General features: G+C 62.6%; 26 protein-coding genes, 1 tRNA gene and 1 pseudogene. 9 read left to right on the top strand and 19 right to left on the bottom strand.

All coding sequences use genetic code 11. From position 1 onward, the window contains the following. Nucleotides 1–93: 93 nt before the first annotated feature. From rpoB to GEU84_RS09175, 12 genes are all read right to left on the bottom strand, one after another. A complete protein-coding gene (gene rpoB / locus GEU84_RS09120) occupies nt 94–4,227 on the bottom strand; it encodes a DNA-directed RNA polymerase subunit beta (RefSeq protein WP_174539649.1) in 4,134 nt (1,377 codons plus the stop codon). A 243-nt stretch (nt 4,228–4,470) separates the two neighbouring features. Further along, nucleotides 4,471–4,845: a 50S ribosomal protein L7/L12 gene (rplL, locus tag GEU84_RS09125; RefSeq protein WP_174539650.1), complete on the bottom strand. Its 375-nt coding sequence runs from the start codon at nt 4,843–4,845 to the stop codon at nt 4,471–4,473. Between the two features lie 69 nt (nt 4,846–4,914). Then, entirely contained in the window at nt 4,915–5,430 is a 516-nt protein-coding gene (gene rplJ, locus GEU84_RS09130) for a 50S ribosomal protein L10 (protein ID WP_174539651.1), read from the bottom strand. 271 nt (nt 5,431–5,701) lie between these two features. Next, on the bottom strand, nt 5,702–6,400 hold the full coding sequence (gene rplA, locus GEU84_RS09135; protein ID WP_174539652.1) for a 50S ribosomal protein L1: 699 nt from the start codon (nt 6,398–6,400) through the stop codon (nt 5,702–5,704). Between the two features lie 2 nt (nt 6,401–6,402). Further along, nucleotides 6,403–6,855 (bottom strand): 50S ribosomal protein L11, encoded by a 453-nt coding sequence (gene rplK / locus GEU84_RS09140; protein ID WP_174539653.1) that lies wholly within the window; start codon nt 6,853–6,855, stop codon nt 6,403–6,405. Nucleotides 6,856–6,965: 110 nt separating this feature from the next. Then, nucleotides 6,966–7,499 carry a transcription termination/antitermination protein NusG gene (nusG, locus tag GEU84_RS09145; protein WP_174539654.1) on the bottom strand — a complete coding sequence of 178 codons (534 nt, stop codon included), beginning with the start codon at nt 7,497–7,499 and terminating at the stop codon, nt 6,966–6,968. Nucleotides 7,500–7,705: 206 nt separating this feature from the next. Continuing rightward, nucleotides 7,706–7,903: a preprotein translocase subunit SecE gene (secE, locus tag GEU84_RS09150; RefSeq protein ID WP_174539655.1), complete on the bottom strand. Its 198-nt coding sequence runs from the start codon at nt 7,901–7,903 to the stop codon at nt 7,706–7,708. Nucleotides 7,904–8,044: 141 nt separating this feature from the next. Continuing rightward, nucleotides 8,045–8,120, bottom strand: a tRNA-Trp gene (locus tag GEU84_RS09155). Between the two features lie 159 nt (nt 8,121–8,279). Continuing rightward, the gene (locus GEU84_RS09160; RefSeq protein ID WP_174539656.1) at nt 8,280–8,507 is read right to left on the bottom strand and encodes a hypothetical protein; all 228 of its coding nucleotides are present in this window, start codon (nt 8,505–8,507) and stop codon (nt 8,280–8,282) included. Between the two features lie 59 nt (nt 8,508–8,566). Continuing rightward, complete coding sequence (locus GEU84_RS09165; RefSeq protein ID WP_174539657.1) at nt 8,567–8,794, bottom strand: hypothetical protein; 228 nt, start codon at nt 8,792–8,794, stop codon at nt 8,567–8,569. Nucleotides 8,795–8,854: 60 nt separating this feature from the next. Beyond that, on the bottom strand, nt 8,855–9,082 hold the full coding sequence (locus GEU84_RS09170; protein ID WP_174539658.1) for a hypothetical protein: 228 nt from the start codon (nt 9,080–9,082) through the stop codon (nt 8,855–8,857). Nucleotides 9,083–9,946: 864 nt separating this feature from the next. Further along, on the bottom strand, nt 9,947–10,582 hold the full coding sequence (locus GEU84_RS09175; RefSeq protein WP_420899277.1) for a hypothetical protein: 636 nt from the start codon (nt 10,580–10,582) through the stop codon (nt 9,947–9,949). A gap of 148 nt (nt 10,583–10,730) precedes the next feature. On the opposite strand from GEU84_RS09175, the gene GEU84_RS09180 reads away from it, so the two are divergent. Further along, complete coding sequence (locus GEU84_RS09180) at nt 10,731–11,174, top strand: hypothetical protein (RefSeq protein WP_174539659.1); 444 nt, start codon at nt 10,731–10,733, stop codon at nt 11,172–11,174. 28 nt (nt 11,175–11,202) lie between these two features. Here the strand turns inward: GEU84_RS09180 and GEU84_RS21340 are convergent, their stop codons facing one another. Together GEU84_RS21340 and GEU84_RS09190 are read right to left on the bottom strand one after the other, a co-directional pair. Next, entirely contained in the window at nt 11,203–12,054 is an 852-nt protein-coding gene (locus tag GEU84_RS21340) for a calcium-binding protein (RefSeq protein WP_174539660.1), read from the bottom strand. Nucleotides 12,055–12,175: 121 nt separating this feature from the next. Then, nucleotides 12,176–14,479, bottom strand: coding sequence for a DNA topoisomerase IV subunit A (locus GEU84_RS09190; RefSeq protein ID WP_174539661.1), 2,304 nt, complete (start codon nt 14,477–14,479; stop codon nt 12,176–12,178). A 140-nt stretch (nt 14,480–14,619) separates the two neighbouring features. Here GEU84_RS09190 and GEU84_RS09195 point away from each other — a divergent pair, with 140 nt between their 5' ends. The 7 genes from GEU84_RS09195 to GEU84_RS09225 all read left to right on the top strand — a co-directional run bounded on the left by GEU84_RS09195 (nt 14,620) and on the right by GEU84_RS09225 (nt 19,421). Continuing rightward, complete coding sequence (locus GEU84_RS09195) at nt 14,620–15,147, top strand: SH3 domain-containing protein (protein ID WP_174539662.1); 528 nt, start codon at nt 14,620–14,622, stop codon at nt 15,145–15,147. A gap of 58 nt (nt 15,148–15,205) precedes the next feature. Further along, the gene (locus tag GEU84_RS09200; protein ID WP_174539663.1) at nt 15,206–16,036 is read left to right on the top strand and encodes an SDR family NAD(P)-dependent oxidoreductase; all 831 of its coding nucleotides are present in this window, start codon (nt 15,206–15,208) and stop codon (nt 16,034–16,036) included. A gap of 67 nt (nt 16,037–16,103) precedes the next feature. Continuing rightward, complete coding sequence (locus tag GEU84_RS09205) at nt 16,104–16,313, top strand: twin transmembrane helix small protein (RefSeq protein ID WP_174539664.1); 210 nt, start codon at nt 16,104–16,106, stop codon at nt 16,311–16,313. Further along, nucleotides 16,313–16,885, top strand: coding sequence for a cob(I)yrinic acid a,c-diamide adenosyltransferase (locus tag GEU84_RS09210; RefSeq protein ID WP_174539665.1), 573 nt, complete (start codon nt 16,313–16,315; stop codon nt 16,883–16,885). Before GEU84_RS09205 ends, GEU84_RS09210 begins: the two co-directional genes overlap by 1 nt. After that, nucleotides 16,861–17,580, top strand: coding sequence for a hypothetical protein (locus GEU84_RS09215; protein ID WP_174539666.1), 720 nt, complete (start codon nt 16,861–16,863; stop codon nt 17,578–17,580). The genes GEU84_RS09210 and GEU84_RS09215 overlap by 25 nt, the downstream gene beginning before the upstream one ends. A gap of 153 nt (nt 17,581–17,733) precedes the next feature. After that, nucleotides 17,734–18,495 carry an electron transfer flavoprotein subunit beta/FixA family protein gene (locus GEU84_RS09220; RefSeq protein ID WP_174539667.1) on the top strand — a complete coding sequence of 254 codons (762 nt, stop codon included), beginning with the start codon at nt 17,734–17,736 and terminating at the stop codon, nt 18,493–18,495. Continuing rightward, nucleotides 18,495–19,421 carry an electron transfer flavoprotein subunit alpha/FixB family protein gene (locus tag GEU84_RS09225; RefSeq protein ID WP_174539668.1) on the top strand — a complete coding sequence of 309 codons (927 nt, stop codon included), beginning with the start codon at nt 18,495–18,497 and terminating at the stop codon, nt 19,419–19,421. Before GEU84_RS09220 ends, GEU84_RS09225 begins: the two co-directional genes overlap by 1 nt. Nucleotides 19,422–19,505: 84 nt before the next feature. On the opposite strand, the gene GEU84_RS09230 is transcribed toward GEU84_RS09225, so the two are convergent. Continuing rightward, on the bottom strand, nt 19,506–20,330 hold the full coding sequence (locus GEU84_RS09230; protein ID WP_174539669.1) for a DUF6473 family protein: 825 nt from the start codon (nt 20,328–20,330) through the stop codon (nt 19,506–19,508). Between the two features lie 139 nt (nt 20,331–20,469). Here GEU84_RS09230 and GEU84_RS09235 point away from each other — a divergent pair, with 139 nt between their 5' ends. Then, on the top strand, nt 20,470–21,345 hold the full coding sequence (locus tag GEU84_RS09235; RefSeq protein WP_174539670.1) for a 3-hydroxybutyryl-CoA dehydrogenase: 876 nt from the start codon (nt 20,470–20,472) through the stop codon (nt 21,343–21,345). A 93-nt stretch (nt 21,346–21,438) separates the two neighbouring features. Here GEU84_RS09235 and GEU84_RS09240 read toward each other — a convergent pair whose 3' ends face one another. The 4 genes and pseudogenes from GEU84_RS09240 to rapZ all read right to left on the bottom strand — a co-directional run. After that, the gene (locus GEU84_RS09240) at nt 21,439–22,245 is read right to left on the bottom strand and encodes a lysophospholipid acyltransferase family protein (RefSeq protein WP_174539671.1); all 807 of its coding nucleotides are present in this window, start codon (nt 22,243–22,245) and stop codon (nt 21,439–21,441) included. Nucleotides 22,246–22,342: 97 nt separating this feature from the next. After that, nucleotides 22,343–22,612 (bottom strand): HPr family phosphocarrier protein, encoded by a 270-nt coding sequence (locus tag GEU84_RS09245; protein ID WP_174539672.1) that lies wholly within the window; start codon nt 22,610–22,612, stop codon nt 22,343–22,345. Beyond that, nucleotides 22,612–23,013 carry a PTS sugar transporter subunit IIA domain-containing protein gene (locus GEU84_RS09250; RefSeq protein WP_174539673.1) on the bottom strand — a complete coding sequence of 134 codons (402 nt, stop codon included), beginning with the start codon at nt 23,011–23,013 and terminating at the stop codon, nt 22,612–22,614. The genes GEU84_RS09245 and GEU84_RS09250 overlap by 1 nt, the downstream gene beginning before the upstream one ends. A 166-nt stretch (nt 23,014–23,179) precedes the next feature. Further along, nucleotides 23,180–24,052, bottom strand: a pseudogene (gene rapZ / locus GEU84_RS09255) (RNase adapter RapZ); the annotation flags it as partial. Between the last annotated feature and the right edge of the window lie 11 nt (nt 24,053–24,063).

The raw sequence follows: 24,063 nt of genomic DNA on the forward strand, positions 1-24,063 counted from the left end.
ATGGGGGCGGCGGGGGAGGGTGTGGTGCGTGAGATCACGCACCCAAGGTTTGCGGTAGGGTGCGTGAGATCACGCACCTTTCCGGGAAAACCGTCACTCCTCCTCCGCATCCAGGAGTTCCATGTTGAGGCCGAGGCCGCGCACTTCCTTGACAAGGACGTTGAACGATTCCGGCACGCCGGCCTCGAAATTGTCCTCACCCTTGACGATGCTTTCATACATCTTGGTGCGGCCCGCCACGTCATCCGACTTCACGGTCAGCATCTCTTGCAGGGTATAGGCGGCACCATAGGCTTCCAGCGCCCAGACCTCCATCTCCCCCAGACGCTGACCACCGAACTGCGCCTTGCCGCCCAGCGGTTGCTGGGTCACGAGGCTGTAAGGCCCGGTCGAACGCGCGTGCAGCTTGTCATCGACAAGGTGGTGCAGCTTGAGCATGTATTTCACGCCCACCGTCACCTTGCGCGCAAACTGCTCGCCCGTGCGGCCATCGAACACCACCGACTGACCCGATGTGTCGAACCCCGCGCGGGTCAGCGCATCGTTCACATCGGCCTCTTTCGCACCATCGAACACCGGCGATGCAATCGGCACGCCTTTGGTCACGTTGCTTGCCAGTTCGATCAGGTCTGCATCGTCGCGGTCGGCGAACGCATCTTCATAGGTCTCGTCGCCGTAAGCCAGACGCATCGCCTCTTTGACCGGGGTCAGGTCGCCCGAACGACGGAAGCCTTTCAGCGCCTCGTCGATCTTCAGGCCCAGACCGCGCGCGGCCCAGCCCATGTGGGTTTCCAGAATCTGCCCGACGTTCATGCGCGAGGGCACGCCCAAAGGGTTCAGCACCAGATCAACCGCCGTGCCATCGGCGAGGAAAGGCATATCTTCCACCGGCACAACCTTGGAGATCACGCCCTTGTTGCCGTGACGCCCGGCCATCTTGTCGCCCGGTTGCAGCTTGCGCTTCACCGCGACGAACACCTTGACCATCTTCATCACACCCGGAGGCAGATCGTCGCCGCGGCGGACTTTTTCCACCTTGTCTTCAAAGCGGTGGTCCAGCGCGCGTTTCTGCGCCTCATACTGGTCGTGCAGGGCTTCGACGTCCTTGGCGTCGGCTTCTTCACCCAGCGCCAATTGCCACCACTGGCCACGGCTGAGGGTGGACAAGAGTTCGTCGTTGATCTCGGACCCTGCCTTGATGCCCTTCGGGCCCTTCACGGCAGTCTTGCCCATCACCAGCGTTTTCAGGCGCGCATAGATGTTGCGCTCCAGAATGGCCAACTCGTCGTCACGGTCGCGTGCCAGACGCTCGACTTCCTCGCGCTCGATCTGCAGGGCGCGTTCGTCCTTGTCCACGCCATGCCGGTTGAACACCCGCACTTCGACGATCGTGCCATAGGCACCCGGCGGCAGGCGCAGCGAGGTATCGCGCACGTCCGATGCCTTTTCGCCGAAGATGGCGCGCAGCAGTTTCTCTTCCGGCGTCATCGGCGATTCACCCTTGGGGGTGATCTTGCCCACCAGAATGTCGCCCGGCTGAACCTCGGCACCGATATAGACGATGCCGGCTTCATCCAGATTGCGCAGGGCTTCTTCGCCCACGTTCGGAATGTCGCGGGTGATTTCTTCCGGCCCCAGCTTCGTGTCACGCGCCGCCACTTCGTATTCCTCGATGTGGATCGAGGTAAACACGTCGTCGCGCAGGATGCGTTCCGAAATCAGGATCGAGTCTTCATAGTTGTAGCCATTCCACGGCATGAAGGCGACGACGACGTTCCGGCCCAGGGCCAGTTCGCCCATGTCGGTGCAGGGGCCATCGGCCACCACCTCGCCACGCACCACGGTATCGCCCACCTTCACCAGCGGGCGCTGGTTGATGCAGGACGACTGGTTCGACCGCTTGAACTTGCGCAGGCGGTAGATATCCACACCCGGTTCACCCGGATCCAGCATCTCGGTCGCCCGCACAACGATACGGGTCGCGTCCACCTGGTCGATGATCCCGGCACGCCGCGCCATGATGGCGGCACCGCTGTCACGCGCCACCACGGCTTCGATCCCCGTGCCCACGTAGGGCGCATCGGATTGCAGCAGCGGCACAGCCTGACGCTGCATGTTCGAGCCCATCAAGGCGCGGTTGGCGTCGTCGTTTTCGAGGAACGGGATCAAGGATGCCGCCACCGACACAAGCTGTTTCGGGCTGACGTCGATCAGGTCGATCGCGTCGGACGGGTTCAGCATGAATTCCCCGGCCTTGCGGCTGGAAATCAGGTCATCGGTAAAGCGGCCTTCGCTGTCCTGCGCAGCGTTGGCCTGCGCCACCGTGTGACGCATTTCCTCGGTTGCCGACATGTAGACCACGTCATCGGTCACCTTGCCGTCGATCACCTTGCGATACGGGGTCTCGATGAAACCGTATTTATTCACGCGGGCGAAGGTGGCCAAGCTGTTGATCAGGCCGATGTTCTGGCCTTCGGGCGTCTCGATCGGGCACATCCGGCCATAATGGGTCGGGTGAACGTCGCGAACTTCGAAGCCAGCACGTTCGCGGGTCAGACCGCCCGGCCCCAGTGCCGAGAGGCGACGCTTGTGCGTCACTTCGGACAGCGGGTTCGTCTGGTCCATGAACTGCGACAACTGCGACGAGCCGAAGAATTCCCGCACCGCCGCCGCCGCAGGTTTCGCGTTGATCAGGTCTTGCGGCATGATCGTGTCGATTTCCACCGACGACATGCGTTCCTTGATCGCCCGCTCCATGCGCAGCAGGCCGACGCGATACTGGTTCTCCATCAGCTCGCCGACCGAACGCACACGGCGATTGCCCAGGTGGTCGATGTCGTCAATCTCGCCCTTGCCGTCGCGCAATTCGGTCAGCGCCTTGATGCAGGCGATGATATCGGCGCGGTCCAGCGTGCGCTGGGTGTCGGGGCGACCCAGATCCAGACGCATGTTCATTTTCACGCGGCCAACGGCCGACAGGTCATAACGCTCGCTGTCAAAGAACAGCGTGTCGAACAGGTTCGACGCGGCCTCAACAGTCGGCGGCTCACCCGGGCGCATCACGCGGTAGATGTCCATCAGCGCGGTGTCGCGGCCCATGTTCTTGTCGGCGGCCAGCGTGTTGCGGATGTAGGGGCCGACGTTCACATTGTCGATGTCCAGCACCGGAATCTCGGTGATGCCCTGATCCAGCAGTAGCTTCAGCGTGCCGCCTTTCACACCGCCGTCGCGGTCGTATTCCATCGTCAATTCGTCACCGGCTTCGACCCAGATCTCGCCGGTTTCCTCGTTGATGATGTCCTTGGCCACGTAACGCCCGACGATCTGGTCGAACGGCATCAGCAGTTCCTTGACTGCGCCCGATTTGATCAGCTCGTTCGCCATGCGGGGCGTCATCTTTTCGCCCGCCTTGCAGATCACCTCACCGGTGGCCGCATCGACGATGTCAAAGGTCGGGCGCGTGCCGCGCACGCGCTCGGGGAAAAATTTCGTGACCCAGCCCTTTTTCGGCAGGTGGTGGAACATCACGGTGTTGTAATAGGCATCCATGATGCCTTCCTGATCCATGCCAAGCGCATAGAGCAGCGTCGTCACCGGCAGTTTGCGGCGACGGTCGATCCGGGCAAACACGATGTCCTTGGCGTCGAACTCAAAATCCAGCCACGACCCGCGGTAGGGAATGATGCGGCAGGCGAACAGCAGCTTGCCCGAGGAATGGGTCTTGCCCTTGTCGTGGTCAAAGAACACGCCGGGGCTGCGGTGCATCTGCGAAACGATCACCCGCTCGGTGCCGTTCACCACAAAGGTGCCGTTAGAGGTCATCAGGGGCATGTCGCCCATGTAGACGTCCTGTTCCTTGATGTCTTTCACCGACCGCGCGCCGGTCACTTCATCCACATCGAACACGATCAGGCGCAGCGTCACCTTCAGCGGTGCCGCATAGGTCATGTCGCGCGACTGGCATTCGTCCACGTCGTATTTCGGCTTTTCCAGCTCGTATTTCACGAATTCCAGCACAGCCGTTTCGTTGAAGTCCTTGATCGGGAAGACCGACTGGAACACGCCCTGAATGCCGTCACCATCTTGAGGCTTCGGGCCATCGCCCGATTTCAGGAACAGGTCATAGGAGGATTTCTGAACCTCGATCAGGTTCGGCATCTCCAACACTTCACGGATTTTGCCAAAGTAGCGGCGGATGCGCTTTTGGCCAACGTAGCTCTGAGCCATGCTCGAAGTCACCTTTCATCATTCGCTGGCGCGCACCGTCGGGGGGCCGGTGCATCGCCGCTTGCGAAGCAGGGGGTCTGGTTCCATGCGTGCCCTCCGTCCCACCGGAAGGCCCTCGAACCCTTTGACCGCACCTTGGAAGGGGCTTTTCCACAAAGCCGCCGCCAAGATGCGTTTGGCTGAGCCCGAATTTCTTCGGACCCAGCCCCATTCATGCGCAGGATGCCAGCGGCACCCGGCGGATTACTTCAGCTCGACTTTCGCGCCAGCGTCTTCCAGCTTCTTCTTGAAGCCTTCGGCATCGGCCTTGGTCGCGCCTTCTTTCACTTTGCCGCCAGCTTCCACCAGATCCTTGGCCTCTTTCAGGCCCAGGCCGGTGATCGCGCGCACTTCTTTGATCACGTTGATCTTGTTCGGGCCGGCTTCCATCAGCACGACGTCGAATTCGGTCTTTTCTTCCACGACTTCAGCAGCCGCAGCGGGACCAGCGGCCATCATGACGGCGCCACCGGCTGCCGGCTCGATGCCATACTTGTCCTTCAGGATGGTTTTCAGTTCTTGCGCTTGCAGAAGGGTCAGACCGACGATGTCTTCCGCGAGTTTGTTCAGATCAGCCATTTTCTGTTCCGTTCGATTAAGATGGGTTCCAACGTGCAGGGGTTCAACCCACGCAGGTTAACGAATTGCTCAGGCGGCTTCCCGCTCCTCGATGGTGGTGAGGATGCTTGCGATGTTCGAAGCAGGCGCGCCAATGGCCCCGGCGATGGCAGACGCGGGCGCGCCCAGACACGCCACGATCGAAGCAATAAGCTCCTCACGCGACGGCATGGCGGCCACGGCCTTGACACCGGCCTGGTCCAGGATCGTGTCGCCCATTGCCCCGCCCAGAATAACGAACTTGTCGTTCTTCTTGGCATAGGCTTCCGCGACCTTCGCAGCTGCGACAGGGTCTTCGGAATAGGCCATCACGGTCATGCCCGTCAGCAGGTCACCCATCTTTGCAGCGGGCTTCCCTTCCAGGGCGATTCTGGCGAGCTTGTTCTTGGCAACGCGTACGGACCCACCGACTTCGCGCATTTGCGCGCGCAGGTCCTGCATCTGTGCAACCGTGATGCCTGCGTAGTGTGCGACCACAACAACGCCAGAGCTTGCGAAGATCTGGCCGAGTTCGTCGACCACTTTCTCTTTCTGGGCTCTATCCACAGTTTCACTCCAAGTTTGGGGGTTGCCCCCCGGCTCATGTGTGCCCCCGGTTTCCCGGCGGCGTTCGGGTCCGTGATGTGGTCCCGAGGCCAAAATCACCCGAGGGCGCGAACCCCCGAAAAATCCGTCTCGATCCCCATCTCAGGCAGGAATATTAAGGGGTTGCCCCCACCCACCGTCTCGGACAGGACCGGGCGTTGCCGCCCGGCCTTAGCATCCCATTGTTTCCAAGGGGAATTCCTTCGGGCAGGCACAGGGCCTGCCCCGCAGATCACTTCGCCGTGGCCGAAGCCAGATCCAGCGACACGCCCGGGCCCATGGTCGAGGACACCGAGACTTTTTTCAGATAGGCACCCTTGGCGCCCGAGGGCTTGGCGCGGCTGACCGCATCCACAAAGGCGCGGATGTTGGTGGCCAGATCGGCATCGGTGAACGACACCTTGCCAACGCCTGCATGAATAACGCCGGCCTTTTCCACCTTGAACTGCACTTCGCCGCCCTTGGCCGCCGCGACAGCCGTTTTCACGTCCATCGTCACGGTGCCGACCTTGGGGTTCGGCATCAGGTTGCGCGGGCCCAGGATCTTGCCCAGACGACCCACCAGCGGCATCATGTCGGGCGTTGCGATGCAACGGTCGAACTCGATCTTGCCGGACTGGATGGTTTCCATCAGGTCTTCGGCACCCACAATGTCGGCACCGGCGGCCTTGGCCTCATCAGCCTTGGCGCCACGGGCGAACACCGCCACGCGCACAACCTTGCCGGTCCCGGCGGGCAGCGTCACCACGCCACGCACCATCTGGTCGGCATGGCGCGGGTCAACGCCCAGGTTCATCGCCACTTCGACGGTTTCGTCGAATTTGGCCGAGGCGGCTTTCTTGATCAGGGCCACCGCATCTTCGACGGTGATCAGGTCTTTGCCAGCAAAGGCTTCCCGCGCGATGCGCGTCCGTTTTGCGATCTTTGCCATGATTATGCCTTCACCTCGATACCGCAGGATTTGGCCGAACCCAGGATGATCTGCATCGCCGCTTCGATCGAATTGGCGTTCAGGTCTTTCATCTTGGCTTCCGCAATCGCGCGGATCTGCGCCACAGTCACCGAACCGGCCACGGTATGACCCGGCTTGACCGAGCCCTTGGCACGGTTGCGCTTGCCCACGGGCGGCAGGCCGGCAGCCTTTTTCAACATGAACGAGGCCGGAGCCGTCTTGAATTCCAGGCTGAACGACTTGTCCTGGTAATAGGTGATGATCACCGGAGTCGGGGTGCCCAGCTCCAGATCAGCGGTTTTCGCGTTGAATTCCTTCACGAAAGCCATGATGTTCAAGCCGCGCTGACCCAGTGCAGGGCCCACGGGCGGGGACGGGTTGGCTTGCCCCGCCTTCACTTGCAGCTTGAGGCTGCCGATAATCTTCTTGGCCATCTGGCCTCTCCTTCATCACCGCCCCTGCCGTCATTGGCATTCAAGGGCAATTTAGTGGTGCGGTCCGTCACGCCCCTTGCGGATGCGCGCTCGCCTCCCACGCCAGCACGTCAGATGCCTTTCGACACCTGCGTGAATTCCAGTTCCACCGGGGTCGGGCGGCCGAAGATCGACACAGACACCTTCAGGCGGCTGTGATCTTCGTCCACATCCTCGACCATCCCGTCAAAGCCCTCGAACGGCCCGTCCGTCACCTTGACCTTCTCGCCGATGTCGAAACGGATCAGGTTGCGCGGAGCAGCCTCACCCTCTTCCACACGGTTGAGGATCGCATTCACCTCGGCATCGCGCATCGGCATCGGCTTGCCCTGCGGGCCAAGGAAACCCGTCACCCGGTTGATCGACGAGATCAGGTGATAGCCCTTGTTCGTCATCTCCATCCGCACCAGCACATAGCCGGGCATGAAGCGCCGCTCGGATGTCACCTTTTTGCCGCGCCGCACTTCGAGCACTTCCTCGGTCGGCACCAGCACTTCTTCGATTTCGTCTTCCAGACCCGCATCCGCAACGGCTTGCTTGATCTGCTCGGCGATCTTCTTCTCGAAATTCGAGAGAACGCTCACCGAATACCACCGCTTCGCCATGCCCTAGTCACCCTCTTCACCCGGAGATTCCCCCGGAAGTTCTTTCTTTTACAAGCCATTAGCGGCCTGTTTTCAGAACAAAAAACAGCGCGCAACACGAATCGCTGCGCGCCGATCTCTGTCAGTTAAAGATCGGATACAGCCCCGCCCTGCCGAATTCAAGGCAAAAAGCCCGGTAGGCGGAAAGCCGCACCGGGCCGGGCCTGTCAGCCGAAGGCATTCAGCACGGCGCTAAGCCCGCTGCGGATGCCGAAATCGACGAGGCTGAAGAAGGTTGCGGTCAGCGCGGCCATGATGAACACCATGATCGTGGTCAGCAGCACTTCGCGGCGCGTCGGCCAGACGACCTTGGCCACCTCGCTCCGCACCTCATTTATGAACTGAACGGGGTTCGCCTTTGCCATCACCGGATCCTGACATCTTCTGTAACTGCGGGCCAGATACGCCCTTGGCGCACGGAATTCAAGGCTTTCGGGTGTGCTGCTTTCGCTCTGCACAATCTGGCGAAAGCCTTGGCTATCGGATGGCGGTGCGGCAAGCAGGCTTGGCAGGAGTTGGGGGACTCGAACCCACGACCCTCGGTTTTGGAGACCGATGCTCTACCAACTGAGCTAAACTCCTAAGCCTGAGCGGGCAATATTGCACCCCGGCCCTGAATGCAAGAGGCAACCTGCCAGGGACGCCGTGTGGCGCAACCAGGCCTGCCTGCAAACATTTAGGGCTGCCCCAAGGGGCAGCCCGTCGCGCATCCGCCGTGGGATACGATCAGAAACCGGCAGATCAGTTGCGCAGGATCGAATAAAGGTCAGCCTGGGTCAGGCCTTCGTCCGAAACCGCAGCGCGGTTCAGTTCCGAGATCTGGAGGGCCGACAGGTTGCCCAGATCCGCGTTCGGGGCCAGTTGCGACAGCGTGGTCGCGGCAACCGAGGTCAGGGCCGGAACCGACTGGGCCGAGGCCACACCAGCGACGGCGATCAGGGCAGCGGTGATGATCGAAAGGGATTTCATGAGAGTTCTCCGTTTGTCATGCGGTCTGTGACCGCGTTGAGAAAGATGTCAGTGCAGGATCAGTTGCGCAGGATCGAGTAGAGGTCAGCCTGGGTCAGGCCTTCGTCCGAAACCGCAGCGCGGTTCAGCTCCGAGATCTGGAGGGCCGACAGGTTGCCCAGATCGGCGTTCGGGGCCAGCTGCGACAGCGTGGTGGCGGCAACCGAGGTCAGGGCCGGAACCGACTGGGCCGAGGCCACACCAGCGACAGCGATCAGGGCAGCGGTGATGATCGAAAGGGTTTTCATGAGAGTTCTCCGTTTGTCATGCGGTCTGTGACCGCGTTGTGAAAAGTGTCAGCGACAGGATCAGTTGCGCAGGATCGAGTAGAGGTCGCTGGCTTGCAGGCCTTCGCTCGACACGGCGGCGCGGTTCAGTTCTGCGATCTGGATCGCCGAAAGGCTGCCCGCATCCACGGTGGGGGCCAGCGTCGAGAGCGTGGTCGCGGCGACCGAGCTCAGAACCGGCACGGATTGGGCAGAGGCCACACCGGCAACTGCGATCAGGGCGGCGGTAACGATCGAAAGGGTTTTCATGGCGTTTCTCCGATATTCGTCGCGGCTCCGTGCCGCTTGGCGATGATTGTCGGCGCTTGCTGCGTCGATGAGACAGAGTTAGGCGCAGGGTGACGCAAAGGGAAATCACAGGCCAAGCACAGGAAATCACGCGGATTTGCGCGGTGTTCAGCATTGACAGAGTGTCGCAGGACGCCATTTCGCCGCGAATGAGCAAAACAAGGCAACGGACGGCGTGACAGGATGACACAATTCAGCCGATTTGTCACAAACCCGCGACCCCGTTGTGATGATGCACATTGAAGCAATTTTGCAGGTCGATTGTGCAAATTGGCACAGAGCCAAAAGGCTGCTCCAAGCGGCACTCTGCTGAATAATCGACCACTGACGCGACGCAAACCGGCCCCGAAAAGCAGCGCGGCAGAGGCCGGAGCGTGCTGTGACTATGATTTGCGCTGGTCGCGCCAATTTGCATGCCCCGTTCCGCAAGGCATCCTTGCACAGGATTGGCTTTTCAAGGCCGACTTCCCGGACCGGCGCTTGCGCCCTGCTGGCCTGTGTTTCGCGCCAAGGCCTGCCTCACGGTCTGGGTTTGCGCATGGCTGAATTGGCTCTGCCCCTCCCTCATGGCGAGCGGCGTCGGGAGTTTGGCCAGCGCAGTGGTGCGGATCATCAAAGGGCCCGAAATCACCGACGTGTTTTTCGGGGCTGCCACAAGCGTGGTCTTGCCGTGCCGCGAATGGCCCGAAGTGCCGCAGTCAAACGGCGGCTTGGCTTGGTCCCACTCTGCCCTTGTCGTGCGCTCACCGCGCAGGGGCTGTCAGTGCCCAGCAGCCTGATCTGCCACAGGTGGCCGAGTTCAGGCGAAGCTTGTGAAATACGGTGTCAGTTGGCAGGTTCCGCTGTTTCATCAGCAGCGGTTTCGGTCGCGGCAGGCGTTTCGTCAACTGTTGCCACCGGTTCCGCCGGTGTCTGCTCGCCCTTGGGCGGCAGGCCGAACCAGGTTGGGTTATCAACCAGCCAACCCTCAACCGCCTTCACCGCATTGTAGGACAGCGCTTCCATCTGCTGCGCCTTGGTGCTGGTGATGCCGGTGCCGATCACGCTTTCGCCCGAGAAGCTTTCAAACACGGTAAACTGCTTGCCCTCGGGGTTCAGCTTTTTCGCCGCCGCGTCATCCCAGATGTTTGCCGTGATCACCAGAACCGACTTTGGCGCAGCCACCACCGGAATGCCGGGCGGAGCCAGCGCATAACCATCGACACTGATGCCGATGTTGTAAAGTTTGCTGCCCTCATAGCGGCCAAAGCGGTTGTCGACCGCCTTGATCATCACAGCTTCCCATTCCTCGACCGTCGCGTTGCGCGAGATCGGCACTTTCTGCACGTTGTCAGCCACGACGATGTTCAGGCCCAAGCGAAACTCGCCCAGCGGCACAGGCGGCTCGGCCAAGTCGTTTTTGGCGCAGGCTTGCACAAGGGCCAGTCCCAGGCAGAGGGTCGCAAGGCGTCGCATGAACATGGGTCTATCCTAGAAGGGTCGCATTCCGGCATAGCGCCAGATTTCACGCGGCGCAACGCCGTGCGCGCCGGGCAACCACACAACACCAAAGCTTGACCCGGGGTTCCCGCACTCCTACCGATGGCTGTGTGGCAGATGGGGTGCGGATATGCGGCATGTGGCGATTGTTCTGGCTGCGGCACTGTGCGGCATCGCGCAAGTGGGGCTTGCACAGGACACCACGTTCTACCTCGACCTGCGCTTTGATCCGGCGGCGCTGGAGCGTCTGAGCGCCATGGGCGAGCGTGTCATGGTCTCTGCCTGGTATCATGGCGATCCATCCAGCCCTGATGTTGCGGTGGACGAAATCGGCCAGGTCTTTCTGGGTGCCGAACAGGCCGAAGTCTGGCCGGGCAATCAGACACTGCGGCTGGGCGGCATGCTGGCCGGGGCACCTCTGGCGCAGGTGTCAGAGGCGCGCGTCAACATCAACGTCTTTACCGCGCGCCTTGTTCACGAAGACAACCTGCTTGATTGCAGCCTCGTGGACGGACCGATGTCCGAGGTGCAGGCAGGCAAGCCCGGCATTTTCTGCACATTGCTGGCACCGTAACGGGGGCCAAAGCCCCCGCTGCCGGGTGTCAGAACACCACAAAGTCGGCGTGGTTCAGCGCCGTGCCGGGGTTGAGAACGGCGAACAGCACCTTTTCCGCAGCGCCCGAGCCGTCAGAGTCAAAGTAAAGCCGCCCCGTCGGCCTGTCATAAACGATGCGGTCCTGAGAGTCGGTGGCGTCGACACCGATCACGAACCGCGCGCTTCCGAGCGCACCGCGCGCGCCGATACCAACAAACACGGCATCGTCCAGCCGCATCGTATCATCGACAGAATTGTAGTCGGTCAGCCGGTCAACATTGCTGGACGCATTCAGCGCAGCATTGAACACGAATGTGTCCGCATTGTCGCCGCCCACAAGCGTATCCCGTCCAGCCCCGCCCGTCAGCGTGTCGTTGCCGACAGACCCCACGAGCGAATCGTTGCCTTTGCCGCCGTCCAACTGGTCATTCCCGGCACCGCCCAGCACTGTGTCATTGCCATTGCCACCCAGCAGATAGTCATTCCCCGTCGTGCCCGCCATCCGGTCATGGCCCGAAATCATGAAGTCGCGCAGGCCGCTCCAGTCTTCCGCAAAGGCCAGATCGACAAAGGTAACGGCAGACAGGTTCCACCCCGTGACGGTCATGATGCTGACGCCGGCCTGCTTGACCGTCAGCGTGTTCAATGTGCCCGCCGTGACATCAATCACCTGGCCAAGGAAGGTAAGATACTCAAACCCGGTGCCGCCAAAGTTGGCAAAATTGCTGGTGTCATCCAGAAAGCGGATATTTCTGGTGCTGAATGTCTCGGTGTCGTAGTCGAAAAGGCCTTCGAAGGCGGCCGGCACCATCCGGAAGCCCAGCGGAAAACCAAAAGACGAAAAAGTGAAATTGGCCATGACATGCTCCGATGAAGTGTCTTGCAATGGCCCAGCTTAGGCCGCTGACACCGCTTAAGCAATCATCACGCAGATTTGTTTTGACGAAACAATCGAGGGTTGAATGTCTGCCGTCGGACGCTCAATCGAAACGGTTGTCGCGCGGGAAACCACGCGGAGCCATGCGGCCTGCCGTGGCGCGGGCGGCGCGCCATTCGGTCAGGTCGGGCTCTGACCGCGTGCGTCCTGCGGGGTCTTTCCACGCCAGCCCGACGCTGGCTGCAAAGGTGGTCGCATCGGCCAGCCCGCCATCCTTGTAGCGTTGCAGCCGCACGCCCTTGCCGCGCGGCATTTCCGGCAGTTCTTCGATCCCGAACACCAGCATCTTGCGGTTGTCGCCCACCACCGCCACCAGATCACCCTTGACCACCCGGCAAAGTGCGGTTTTCACCCCGTCGCGCACGGTCAGCACGGCCTTGCCCGCACGGGTCTGCGCCAGCACCTCGTCCGACGGCACGATGAACCCGTCACCCGCCGTTGATGCGATCAGCAGCTTTTCCCCCGGCCGCCAGATCATCAGGTCGGTGATGTCAGCCTCGTTCGGCAGATCGACCATCAGGCGCACGGGTTCGCCCATGCCGCGCCCGCCGGGCAGATTGGCACCCAGCAGCGTATAGAACCGCCCGTTCGAGCCCACGATCAGGATCTTGTCGGTGGTTTCGGCATGGAACAGGAACCGGCCCTCGTCGCCATCCTTGAACTTCACGTCCGAGGTCAGGGCGACATGGCCCTTCATCGCGCGGATCCAGCCCATTTTCGAACAGATAACCGTGATCGGCTCGCGGTCGATCATCGCCTCGAACGGCACATCCTCGGCCTCGCCCGCTTCGGCGAACTGGCTGCGCCGCGCGCCCAGTTTCGTATCCCGGCCAAAGGTTTTCTGGATGCCCTTCAGCTCGGTTCCGATGGTTTTCCACTGCACCGAATCCGAGGCCAGCAGATCCTCCAGCCCCGCGCGTTCCAGCATCAGCGCGTCACGCTCGCGCAGCAGCTCGATTTCCTCCAGCCGCCGCAATGACCGCAGCCGCATGTTCAAAATCGCCTCGGCCTGCACCTCGGTCAACTCGCCCTCGCCCGGGGCCGGGGCCTTGTAATCCTTTTCCGTCATGGCGCGGGGGTGGGGCTTGCCCCAATCCTCGGCCATCAGCGCGGCCTTGGGATCATCGTCGTAGCGGATGATGTCGATCACCCGGTCCAGGTTCAGAAAGGCGATGATGAAGCCTTCCAGCACCTCAAGCCGGTGGTCGATCTTGTCCATCCGGTGCTGGCTGCGGCGGATCAGCACCGCGCGGCGATGATCCAGGAAGGCGCGCAGCACTTCTTTCAGGCTGCACACCTTGGGAGTGCGCCCGTCGATCAGCACGTTCATGTTCAGGCTGAACCGGATCTCCAGATCCGAGGACCGGAACAGCATGCCCATCAGCATGTCAGGCTCCACCGTGCGGGCACGCGGTTCCAGCACGATGCGCACGTCATCGGCGGATTCGTCGCGCACATCGGCCAGCAGCGGCACCTTCTTGGTCTGGATCACCTCGGCCAGCTTTTCGATCAGCTTGGATTTCTGCACCTGATAGGGAATCTCGGTGACGATGATCTGCCACTGGCCGCGCCCCAGATCCTCGACATGCCATTTCGCCCGCAGGCGGAACGACCCGCGCCCGGTGCGGTAGGCCTCCAGGATATTTGCCCGGGGTTCCACGATCACGCCGCCGGTCGGAAAATCCGGGCCGGGCACCAGCGCCACCAAAGCCGCGTCATCGGCATCAGGGGTTTTCAGCATCAGCAGGCAGGCGTCGATCAGTTCGTGCAGGTTATGCGGCGGGATGTTGGTGGCCATGCCAACAGCAATGCCCGATGATCCGTTGGCCAACAGGTTCGGAAAGGCGGCGGGCATCACCACCGGCTCTTCCAGCGTGCCGTCATAGTTCGGGCGGAAATCGACAGCGTTTTCGGCCAGCCCTTCCATCAGCGTCTCGGCAATCGCCGTCAGCCGCGCCTCGGTGTAGCGGCTGGCCGCCGGGTTGTCGCCGTCGATGTTGCCAAAGTTGCCCTGCCCGTCCACCAGCGGGTAGCGCACGTTGAAATCCTGCGCCAGTCGGGCCATCGCATCGTAAATCGCCATGTCGCCATGCGGGTGATAGTTGCCCATGACATCGCCGGAAATCTTCGCCGATTTGCGGAAACCGCCCGTCGGTGACAGTTTCAGCTCCCGCATGGCGAAAAGGATGCGCCGGTGAACAGGCTTCAACCCGTCGCGCGCGTCGGGCAGCGCACGGTGCATGATCGTGGACAGCGCATAGGTCAGATACCGCTCGCCAATGGCGCGGCGCAGCGTTTCGGATACCAGAACAGGGTCGGTCTTGGGGTCGTCGGGGGCTTTGGTCATGGATGCGGTGTAATCGGCCCCGCGCGCCCGGTCCAGCCGGAAGTGTGGCGGTCTAAGGGGGAAGACAGCGGCATTTTTCCACCGCACGGTCGCGGCAGATATGCTAAAAACCGCGCATTCCTTGGTGAATCAGGTGCCCCATGCTGCGTTTGACCTTTTTGCTGTGCTGTGTGCTGTTTGTGGCCCTTCAGGTCGGGGGGCGTGACTACGGACAGAAGCGGTTCGGGCTGCAGGGCCAATATGCGGCGCTGGCACCGGCGGACGATCCCGCGCCGGTGCAGCCCGCGGCAAAGGCCGCGGCCGTGGTGCCCCAAGCCGTCGTCGTCGCACAACCTGCGCCGCAGCCGGTGGAACGTGCCGAACCTGTGGCACAGGTGCTGGATGCGGCTTTCGCCTCGGGCCGCCCGGTGCTTGGGCCCGCACCGGAACCCGAACCGGCGCGGCAATTCATCGAAAGCCCGATCAAACCCGTGCGCTATGTGAATGCCGCCGCCGTCAATGTGCGCGAAGGCCCGTCCACCGATTTTGGCGTGGTTGGCCGGCTGACGCGGGGCGAGGCCGCCTTGGTGGTGCAGGATGCGGGCGATGGCTGGGCACTGATCCGGATCGAGGGTGACGGGATCGAGGGCTATGTGTCCTCGCGTTATCTGGCCGATGCGCTGAACTGAACGGTTTGCCTTGCCCCGGCGATGGCCCTAACAAGGGCCGGGCATGAAGGGGCCAAACATGACACAACGCAGCATCCTTATCACCGGCTGTTCCTCGGGCATCGGGCTGGATGCCGCGCGCACTTTGCACAAGCGCGGCTGGCGCGTCTTTGCCACCTGCCGCGCCGAGGCCGATTGCGACCGTCTGCGCGCCGAGGGGCTGGAAAGTTTCCCGCTGGATTACGCCGACGAATCCAGCATCGCCACGGCGCTGGCCGAAGTGCTGCACCGCACGGGCGGCACGCTGGATGCGCTTTACAACAACGGGGCCTTTGCCTGCCCGGGCGCGGTGGAAGATCTGCCGCGTGGCGCGTTGCGCGCGATTTTCGAGACGAATTTCTTTGGTTATCACGACCTGACGCGCCGGGTGATCCCGGTGATGCGGGCGCAGGGCCATGGCCGCATCATCAACTGTTCTTCGGTGCTGGGGCTGGTGGGGGTGAAATGGCGCGGGGCCTATGTATCCACCAAATTCGCGATGGAGGGCCTGACCGATGTGCTGCGCATCGAAATGGCCGACACGCCCATCAAGATCATCCTGATCGAGCCGGGGCCGATCCGCACCAGCATCCGCGCCAACGCCATCCCGCATTTCGAGCGGTGGATCGACTGGAAGGCCTCGGCCCGCGCCGACCAATACAAGGCGCTGCTCAAACGGCTGTATGAGCCTGCCACGGCGCCCGACCGTTTCGAACTGCCACCTTCGGCCGTCACCGCAAAGCTTGTCTCCGCGCTGGAAAGCCCACGCCCACGGGCGCGCTATTTCGTCACAACCCCCACCTATGCGATGAACATCGCCCGTCGCCTGCTGCCCACACGCATGCTCGACTGGGTGGTGGCCAAGGGCTGAGGCGACGATTCCGGTTCGCTTTTCCGCCCGCCCCCGCTACATCTGGCCCCTGTGAAGGGAAACACCCATGTTCAACGATCCGATGTTCATCGTCATCACCGTTGCCGTTCTGGCTGTGCTGGTCATCCTGATGATCGGCATCGGCGGCTTTGCCCGGGGGGGCGAGTTCAACCGAAAACATGCCAACCGGCTGATGCGCTACCGCATCGCAGCGCAGGCGCTGGCCGTGCTGCTGATCATCGGCTTTGCGCTGTTTCGCGCTCAGGGGGGCAACTGATGGTCGTTCTTTCGAAAATCTACACCAAGACGGGCGACAGCGGCGAAACCGCCCTGGGCAACGGCGCAAGGGTGCCCAAACATTCGCCCCGCGTTGCCGCCTATGGCACGGTGGATGAAACCAACGCCACCATCGGCCTTGCCCGCCTGCATGCCACGGGCGACATGGATCAGGCGCTGGCCCGCATTTCCAACGACCTGTTCGATCTGGGGGCCGACCTTTGCCGCCCCGACATGGCGCGCGACCATGAGGCGGGCTATGTGCCGCTGCGCATGCTGGAAAGCCAGGTGCTGCGGCTGGAGGCCGAGATTGACGCAATGAACGCCAACCTGACGCCGCTGCGCAGTTTCATCCTGCCGGGCGGATCGGCGCTGTCCGCGCATCTGCACCTGTGCCGCACCATCTGCCGCCGGGCCGAGCGGCTGGCGGTGGAACTGGCCACGATCGAGCCGGTGAACCCCGCGGCGGTGAAATACCTCAACCGGCTGTCGGACTGGTTCTTTGTCGCGGGCCGCATCGCCAACAATGATGGCAAGGACGATGTGCTGTGGGTGCCGGGTCTGACGCGCTAAGCCGCGCCGTCGCGCAGGCCTATCACGCCTTTGCGGTGCCCGCCCCGCCCGATCTGGGCGTCTGCACCGCCTGCTGCATGGATCCGGCGATGGAACGGGTGATGCTGGCCAAGCAGCCACGCGACCTGACGCTGGCCGAGGTGCAGGAATGGCTGGGTGCCGCGTTCAGCCGTGACGCGCCCCGCCATCCAGTCGCATGGATCACACCGCGCATCCTTGAACTGTTGGCAGAGGGCCTGGAGGTGGCCACAGGCGGAAACGAAGTGGCCCTGCGCCGCTTGCGCGAGGCGGGTTTCCCCGACCATTGGTCGCCCGAACAGGTTATCGCAACAGGTTTGGTCTGCATGATCGCGCTTGAGCGGCACATTGCAACCGGCGCACCCGATCTGGACGGCACGCTGTGCATGATCGCCAACAGCGGCTTGGACATCGGCCCCTTTCTCGCCCATCTCGATACCTTGCCCGGCGATGTGCTGGCTGATCTGCTTTACACCGATTGGCGGGGTAACAGTGGCCTGTCGATCCGGCGCACCCTCTTCTGGCAGCACGTGCCGCAGCGCCAGGCGGTCTGGAACTGGTATACCGGCCCCGACCTTGAGGCGCGGATGTGGGATGCCGCCGCAGCAGGCAACATGCGGGCGCTGGAGGTGGCCGAGTGCATCGCGCGCAGCGCCAAGACTGAACCAAAGGGCTGAACCGGCCGCCGGACCAAACAGAAACGCGACGTAGCGACGCGCCAGCCAGTCGGTTTTGGTCTGTTTTCGCGCCCGCAATGGGGATAACAACGCTGCGGAGAGCTTGTAAAATGGCCCCGGCGACGGGGCCCGAGGTATAGGGGATTGCGGCTGATGAAGGTTCTTGTGCCTGTCAAACGGGTGATCGACTACAACGTGAAGGTTCGCGTCAAGGCGGATGGTTCCGGTGTCGATCTGGCCAATGTGAAGATGTCGATGAACCCGTTCGACGAGATTGCCGTCGAAGAGGCGATCCGTCTGAAGGAAAAGGGTCTGGCCACCGAGGTGATCGTCGTCTCCATCGGCGTGAAACAGGCGCAGGAAACCCTGCGCACCGCGCTGGCCATGGGGGCCGACCGCGCCATCCTGATCGTCGCTACCGATGACGTGCAGACCGACATCGAGCCCTTGGCCGTGGCCAAGCTGCTGAAAGCCGTGGTCGATGCCGAGGCGCCGGGCCTTGTGCTTTGCGGCAAGCAGGCCATCGACAATGACATGAACGCCACCGGGCAGATGCTGTCGGCGCTGCTGGGCTGGAGCCAGGCCACATTCGCCAGCGAACTGGCCATCGAGGGCGACATGGCCGTGGTCACGCGCGAAGTGGACGGCGGCTTGCAGACCATCAAGGTGAAGATGCCCACCATCGTGACGGTGGACCTGCGGCTGAACGAGCCGCGCTATGCGTCGCTGCCCAACATCATGAAAGCCAAGAAGAAACCGCTGGATGAAAAGACCGCCGCCGATTACGGCGTCGATGTGTCGCCCCGGTTGACGGTAGTAAAGACCACCGAACCCGCAGGACGCAAGGCAGGGGTCAAGGTGAAATCGGTGGACGAGCTGATTGCGAAACTCAAAGACGAAGCGGGGGTGATCTGATGGCGGTTCTTCTGATTGCCGAAGTGACCGGCGGCACGCTGGGCGCCGACAGCACCGCAAAGGCGCTGACCGCCGCCAAGGTGCTGGGCGATGTGACGCTTCTGGTGGCGGGCGCCGGTGTGGCGGATGCCGCCGCCGAGGCCGCCGGTTTTTCCGGCGTGGCCAAAGTGCTGGTGGCCGATGACGCCGCCTATGGCAACGGGCTGGCCGAACCGCTGGCCGACCTGCTGGTCAGCCTTGCGCCCGGTTACAGCCATATCTTCGCACCCGCGACAGCAGCAGCCAAGAACGTGCTGCCCCGCGTGGCGGCCTTGCTGGATGTCATGGTCATGTCGGATGTGACCGCGGTGATCGACGCCGACACTTTCGAGCGCCCGATCTATGCCGGCAACGCGATCCAGACGGTGAAATCGGCTGATGCAACCAAGGTGGCCACCATCCGCACCGCGACATTCGAGGCGGCGGCAACGGGTGGCGCGGCCCCGGTGGAAAACATCGCAGCGGCAGGCGACAAGGGCCTGTCGGCATGGGTGGAAGACAAGGTTGCGGCATCTGACCGCCCCGAACTGACATCCGCAGGCATCGTCGTTTCGGGCGGGCGCGGAATGGGGTCGGAAGAAAACTTTGCCCTGATCGAGAAACTGGCCGACAAGCTGGGCGCCGCCGTGGGTGCCAGCCGCGCTGCGGTCGACTCGGGCTATGCCCCGAACGACTGGCAGGTGGGCCAGACCGGCAAGGTGGTGGCCCCCACGCTGTATATCGCCGTGGGCATTTCGGGTGCGATTCAGCATCTGGCCGGGATGAAGGACAGCAAGGTGATCGTCGCCATTAACAAGGACGAGGATGCGCCGATTTTCCAGGTGGCCGATTACGGGCTGGTGGGCGATCTGTTCGCCATCGTGCCGGAACTGGTGGAAAAGCTCTGATCAGCCTTGTTGGCGGTGGCCCGATGCCACCGCCAACATGTTGCTCTGCACGGAGAGGGGCTGTTCCTGCGGGGGCCGCCCCTTTCACATCAGCCGCCGCATCCGCGCGGCCAACGCGCTGGCCACTTCGGCATGCGCGGCAGGCCCCGGCACTTCGGCGGCGGCAGGCCGGTCAAGCGGCGCAAAACCCATGCCATTCACCCCCTGCGCGCGGGCTTCCGGGCTGCTGACAACCTCAAGATAGTCGGTGGCATGGGGCCGCACCGCGGCGATCATGGCCGCATCGACCAGCATGGGCAGACATGCAAGATCGGCGCGGGCCGGGCCGGGGGGCGGATGATCCGCCATCCACAAAAGCAGGCTGTGCCCGCGCAGTTGCTTCAGCAGCGCCAGCATCCGCGTCACCCAGACCGCGCGCAGTTCCGCCGCCAACAGTTCGAACCGGTCAGCCGACACCGCCTGCAACGTATGCAGCAGATGCCGGGTAAAGTGGAATTCGGTGAATTCCACATCGCGGTAAAGGCTGCGCAGCAGCGGCGTGGCGCGCAGAAACCTGTCATTGCGGCGCGGATGCACCGAGTAAAAGCGGTTTGTCATGTTCTGCGCGCCCATGATCTGCACCACTGTCACCCGCGCGCGCGCGGCCACCTCCAGCGCCGCAGGGTCGTTCAGATACACGTCCGGCCCGGCGTTCATGCAGCCCAGATTGGCCACACTGAGGCCCGTTGCCTGCGCGACCAGTGCCGGATAGGGCTGCGGCACGAACTTGCCATATGTCTCTGTCCCGCCCAGCACGGCGCAGTATTCACCGTCGAGCGCCGCGCGTGGCCCCCGGAACAGCAGCTTCGATGTGCCATAACGGCACGGTAAATAGTCCAGGGCACCGTCGCCCGGATACGCAAACGCCATCACACCCACCCAAGATTCGTAGTCACCCGCGACTCAGACTGGGGCCAACCCCTTTCCAAATGGCTAAACCGTCAAGTTTAACCATTGCCCCGCCCGGCCCGTTGCCTATTCTGCACCACAGCACAGCAGGAGACGGGGCATGGACATTCAATCGGTGGGCATCGTGGGCGCAGGCCAGATGGGCAACGGCATCGCCCATGTCTTTGCCTTGGCGGGGTTCGACGTGCTGTTGAACGATGTGAACCAGGACAGCCTGACCAACGCCATCACGCTGATCGACCGCAACATCGAACGCCAGGTCACGCGCGGCAAGGTCAGCGCAGATGACAAGGCGGCCGCCATGGCCCGCATCCGCACCACGCTGAAACTGGCCGATCTGGGTGCCACCGATCTGGTGATCGAGGCCGCGACCGAGCGGGAAACCGTGAAACAGGCGATTTTCGAGGATCTGCTGCCGCATCTGCAACCGCATACCATCCTCACCTCCAACACCTCGTCGATCTCGATCACCCGGCTGGCCAGCCGCACCGACCGGCCGGAAAAATTCATGGGCTTCCATTTCATGAATCCGGTGCCGGTCATGCAGCTTGTGGAACTGATCCGCGGCATCGCCACCGACAAGGACACTTTCGATGCCTGCCTTGCCGTGGTGGACCGGCTGGGCAAGACGGCCTCCACATCAGAGGATTTTCCAGCCTTCATCGTCAACCGCATCCTGATGCCGATGATCAACGAGGCGGTCTATACGCTGTATGAGGGTGTTGGGTCGGTCAAATCCATCGACGAATCCATGAAACTGGGAGCCAATCACCCGATGGGGCCGCTGGAACTGGCCGATTTCATCGGGCTGGATACCTGCCTTGCCATCATGAACGTGCTGCATGACGGGCTGGCCGACACGAAATACCGCCCCTGCCCGCTGCTGACGAAATATGTCGAGGCAGGCTGGCTGGGACGCAAGACAAAACGCGGCTTTTACGACTATCGCGGCGATGTGCCGGTGCCCACGCGCTGATCAGGCCCGATTTTTCTGCGAAAAATCAAACCGCCCGATGGCGGCACACAGATTTTTCGCAGAAAAATCGCGGCCCGCCCAAAAATCTGGACGCTACTTGCCCAGATCCAGCGTGTGCTGGCGCAGCCAGGCCAGAAAGCCGCGCGGGTTGCCTTCCCAGTCCTTGAGCACCGAGGCCGAAATCGGCTGACCAATCACCGGTCGCTGCGGCTTGAAAAGGGATCGCTTGATCTCATACAGCAGCAGCCCCTGCCGCAGCGTGGCCGACACGCGGTTGGCGATCTGGTAGGCGCGCGAGTTCTGCCCGGCAAAGTAGATCGGCAGAATGGTGGCGCCCGAACGGTGGATCATCTTGTGCGTGAACACGTTCCATTCCGCCTCGACCGCTGTGCCGAACCAGCCCTCGGAACAGGCCACCCGCCCCGCCGGAAACAGGATGATCACGCCACCCGCCTTCAGATGCGCCATGGTCAGGTTGCGCATCTCCAGCCCCAGTTCGCGCGAGTTTTCCTCATGCGGGAAAGGCACCGGGATCATGAACTGTTCAACCTCGGGGATGCCGGTCAGCAGCGAGCGCGTCAGAATCTTGAAATCCGGCCGCACGCGGTTGACCAGTTCGGCCATGATCATGCCATCCACCAGCCCTGACGGGTGGTTGGCCACGACCACAAGTGGCCCTGTGGCCGGGATCCGCGCTATTTCCTCGGGCGGGGTGTCGATGCGGATGCCCATCTGTTGCATCGCCTTGGGCCAGAAGGGCGAGCCTGTGGGCGCGCCCGAACGCTCGAACTGCCGGATCAGCCGCAAAAGCGTGACCTTGGCAGTCAGCCATTCGATCGCCCTGATCGTGCCCGCCTTGAGCGGATTGGTAAAGGTGCCCGCATAAGACAGGCGACGCATGTCATACTTGCGCGCCGGCGCTGCCGCCGGGATCTTGAGTGCACCATCAGTTCGCGGAGAATCCGTCACGAAACGTCAGCCTTTTCCTGCGGGCGGGTCAGTGATCTTCGCCGAAGCGGTTGGCCACCAGAGCTTCCAGAGCATCGGCCAGCTTTTCCGCCTCGGCCCCGCTGGTCGCCACGTCAATAGAGGTTCCGCGTGAGGCTGCCAACATCAAAAGGCCCATGATCGAATCGCCTGAGACGCGCATACCGTCTTTCGAGACTTCGGCGCTTGCGTCATGACGCTCCACCACTTCCACGAATTTCGCCGATGCGCGGGCATGCAGGCCCTTTTCGTTCACGATCCGCAGGCTCCGTGCCGCCATCAGGTTTCCGCCCCACCACCTAAATCCAGACTGTTGATATACTTGCGCCCCGCCTCCAACGCCAGCGAAACCGCCTCGGACACCGGCAGGTCGCGCGATTTGGCCAGCTTGATCAGCAAGGGCAGGTTGGCACCGTAGACAATCCGCCGATCATGCCCGGCACAGGCAGGCAGGGAAAGGTTCGACGGCGACCCGCCGAACATGTCTGTCACCACCACCACGCCTGCGCCCCGGTCCACCGCCATGGCGGCTGCGCTGATCTCGGCCTGTTTTGCCGTGCGGTCGTGATCATCCTCGATGGCAATCGCGGCCATCGCCTGCTGCTTGCCCACCACATGCTCCACCGCCGAGAGATATTCCCGGGCGAGGCCGCCATGTGCGACGATGACAATACCGATCACGTCCTGATCACCTTGCTTGCCCAGTGCCTGCTTGCTCACGATCCGCTTGCCCAGTTTCTGCTGGTCGCGCCCCCGCCGTCGTTCTTGTGCTGCCGATGGCGGCCGCGGTTGTTTTGCCGGCGTCCTGGCCGGTTTCGGCCAGTGGAACAACGGGGGAAGGCGGCACCCTGCGTTCCAGTTCCCGATGCCGTTTTGACACTGGCCAGCCTGCCTGCGCAAGCACATTGCCCAAAAATTCCGCGACTGCGACAGATCGGTGCTGCCCGCCCGTGCAGCCAAAACCGATCGACAGATAGGATTTGCCCTCCTCCAGCTGTGCGGGCAGCAGGAACAGCACCATGTCGGTCAGTTTTTCAAAGAATGGCTGAAAGCGCGGGTCGGCGCGGATATGATCGGCCACCGCCGGGTCGCGTCCATCCAGATCGCGCAGCATTTCGATCCAATGCGGGTTGCGCAGAAAGCGGCAGTCGAAAATCATGTCGACGCCGCGAGGCACCCCGCGCTTGTAGCTGAAGCTTTGCACCGAAACCGCCAGCCGCGTCGCAGTGCCCCGGTCAAACCAGCGGCTGATTTCGGCCTTCAGGTCATGCGGCGACATTTCGGATGTGTCGATCAGGTGGTCGGCACGCACCCTGACGGGGGCCAGCAGGTCAATCTCGCGCTCTATCCCCTCGGCGGGCGTTTCGGCGGGGGCCAGCGGGTGCCGGCGGCGGGTCTGCGAATAGCGGCGGATCAATTCACCTGCCGCGCAATCCAGATACAGCACCTCCAGCGCCACGCGCGGGTCGCGTGTCAGGCTGTCGATCAGCTCGATCAGGGCCGTCGCGTTGAAATCGCGGTTGCGCACATCCAGCCCCAGCGCGATGGGGCGGCCCAGCGGAGGGCCGTCGGTCAGGCGTGGCACCAGCGACAGGGGAAGGTTGTCGATTACCTCATAGCCGATGTCTTCCAGCGCGTTGATCGCGGTAGAGCGTCCAGCGCCCGAAGGCCCTGTCACCAGCACCAGCCGGTGTTCGTGAATGCCCTCTGCGGTTGCCATCGGTCCCTACA

This window comes from Fertoeibacter niger (genome assembly GCF_009380135.2).
Taxonomy (GTDB): domain Bacteria; phylum Pseudomonadota; class Alphaproteobacteria; order Rhodobacterales; family Rhodobacteraceae; genus Fertoeibacter; species Fertoeibacter niger.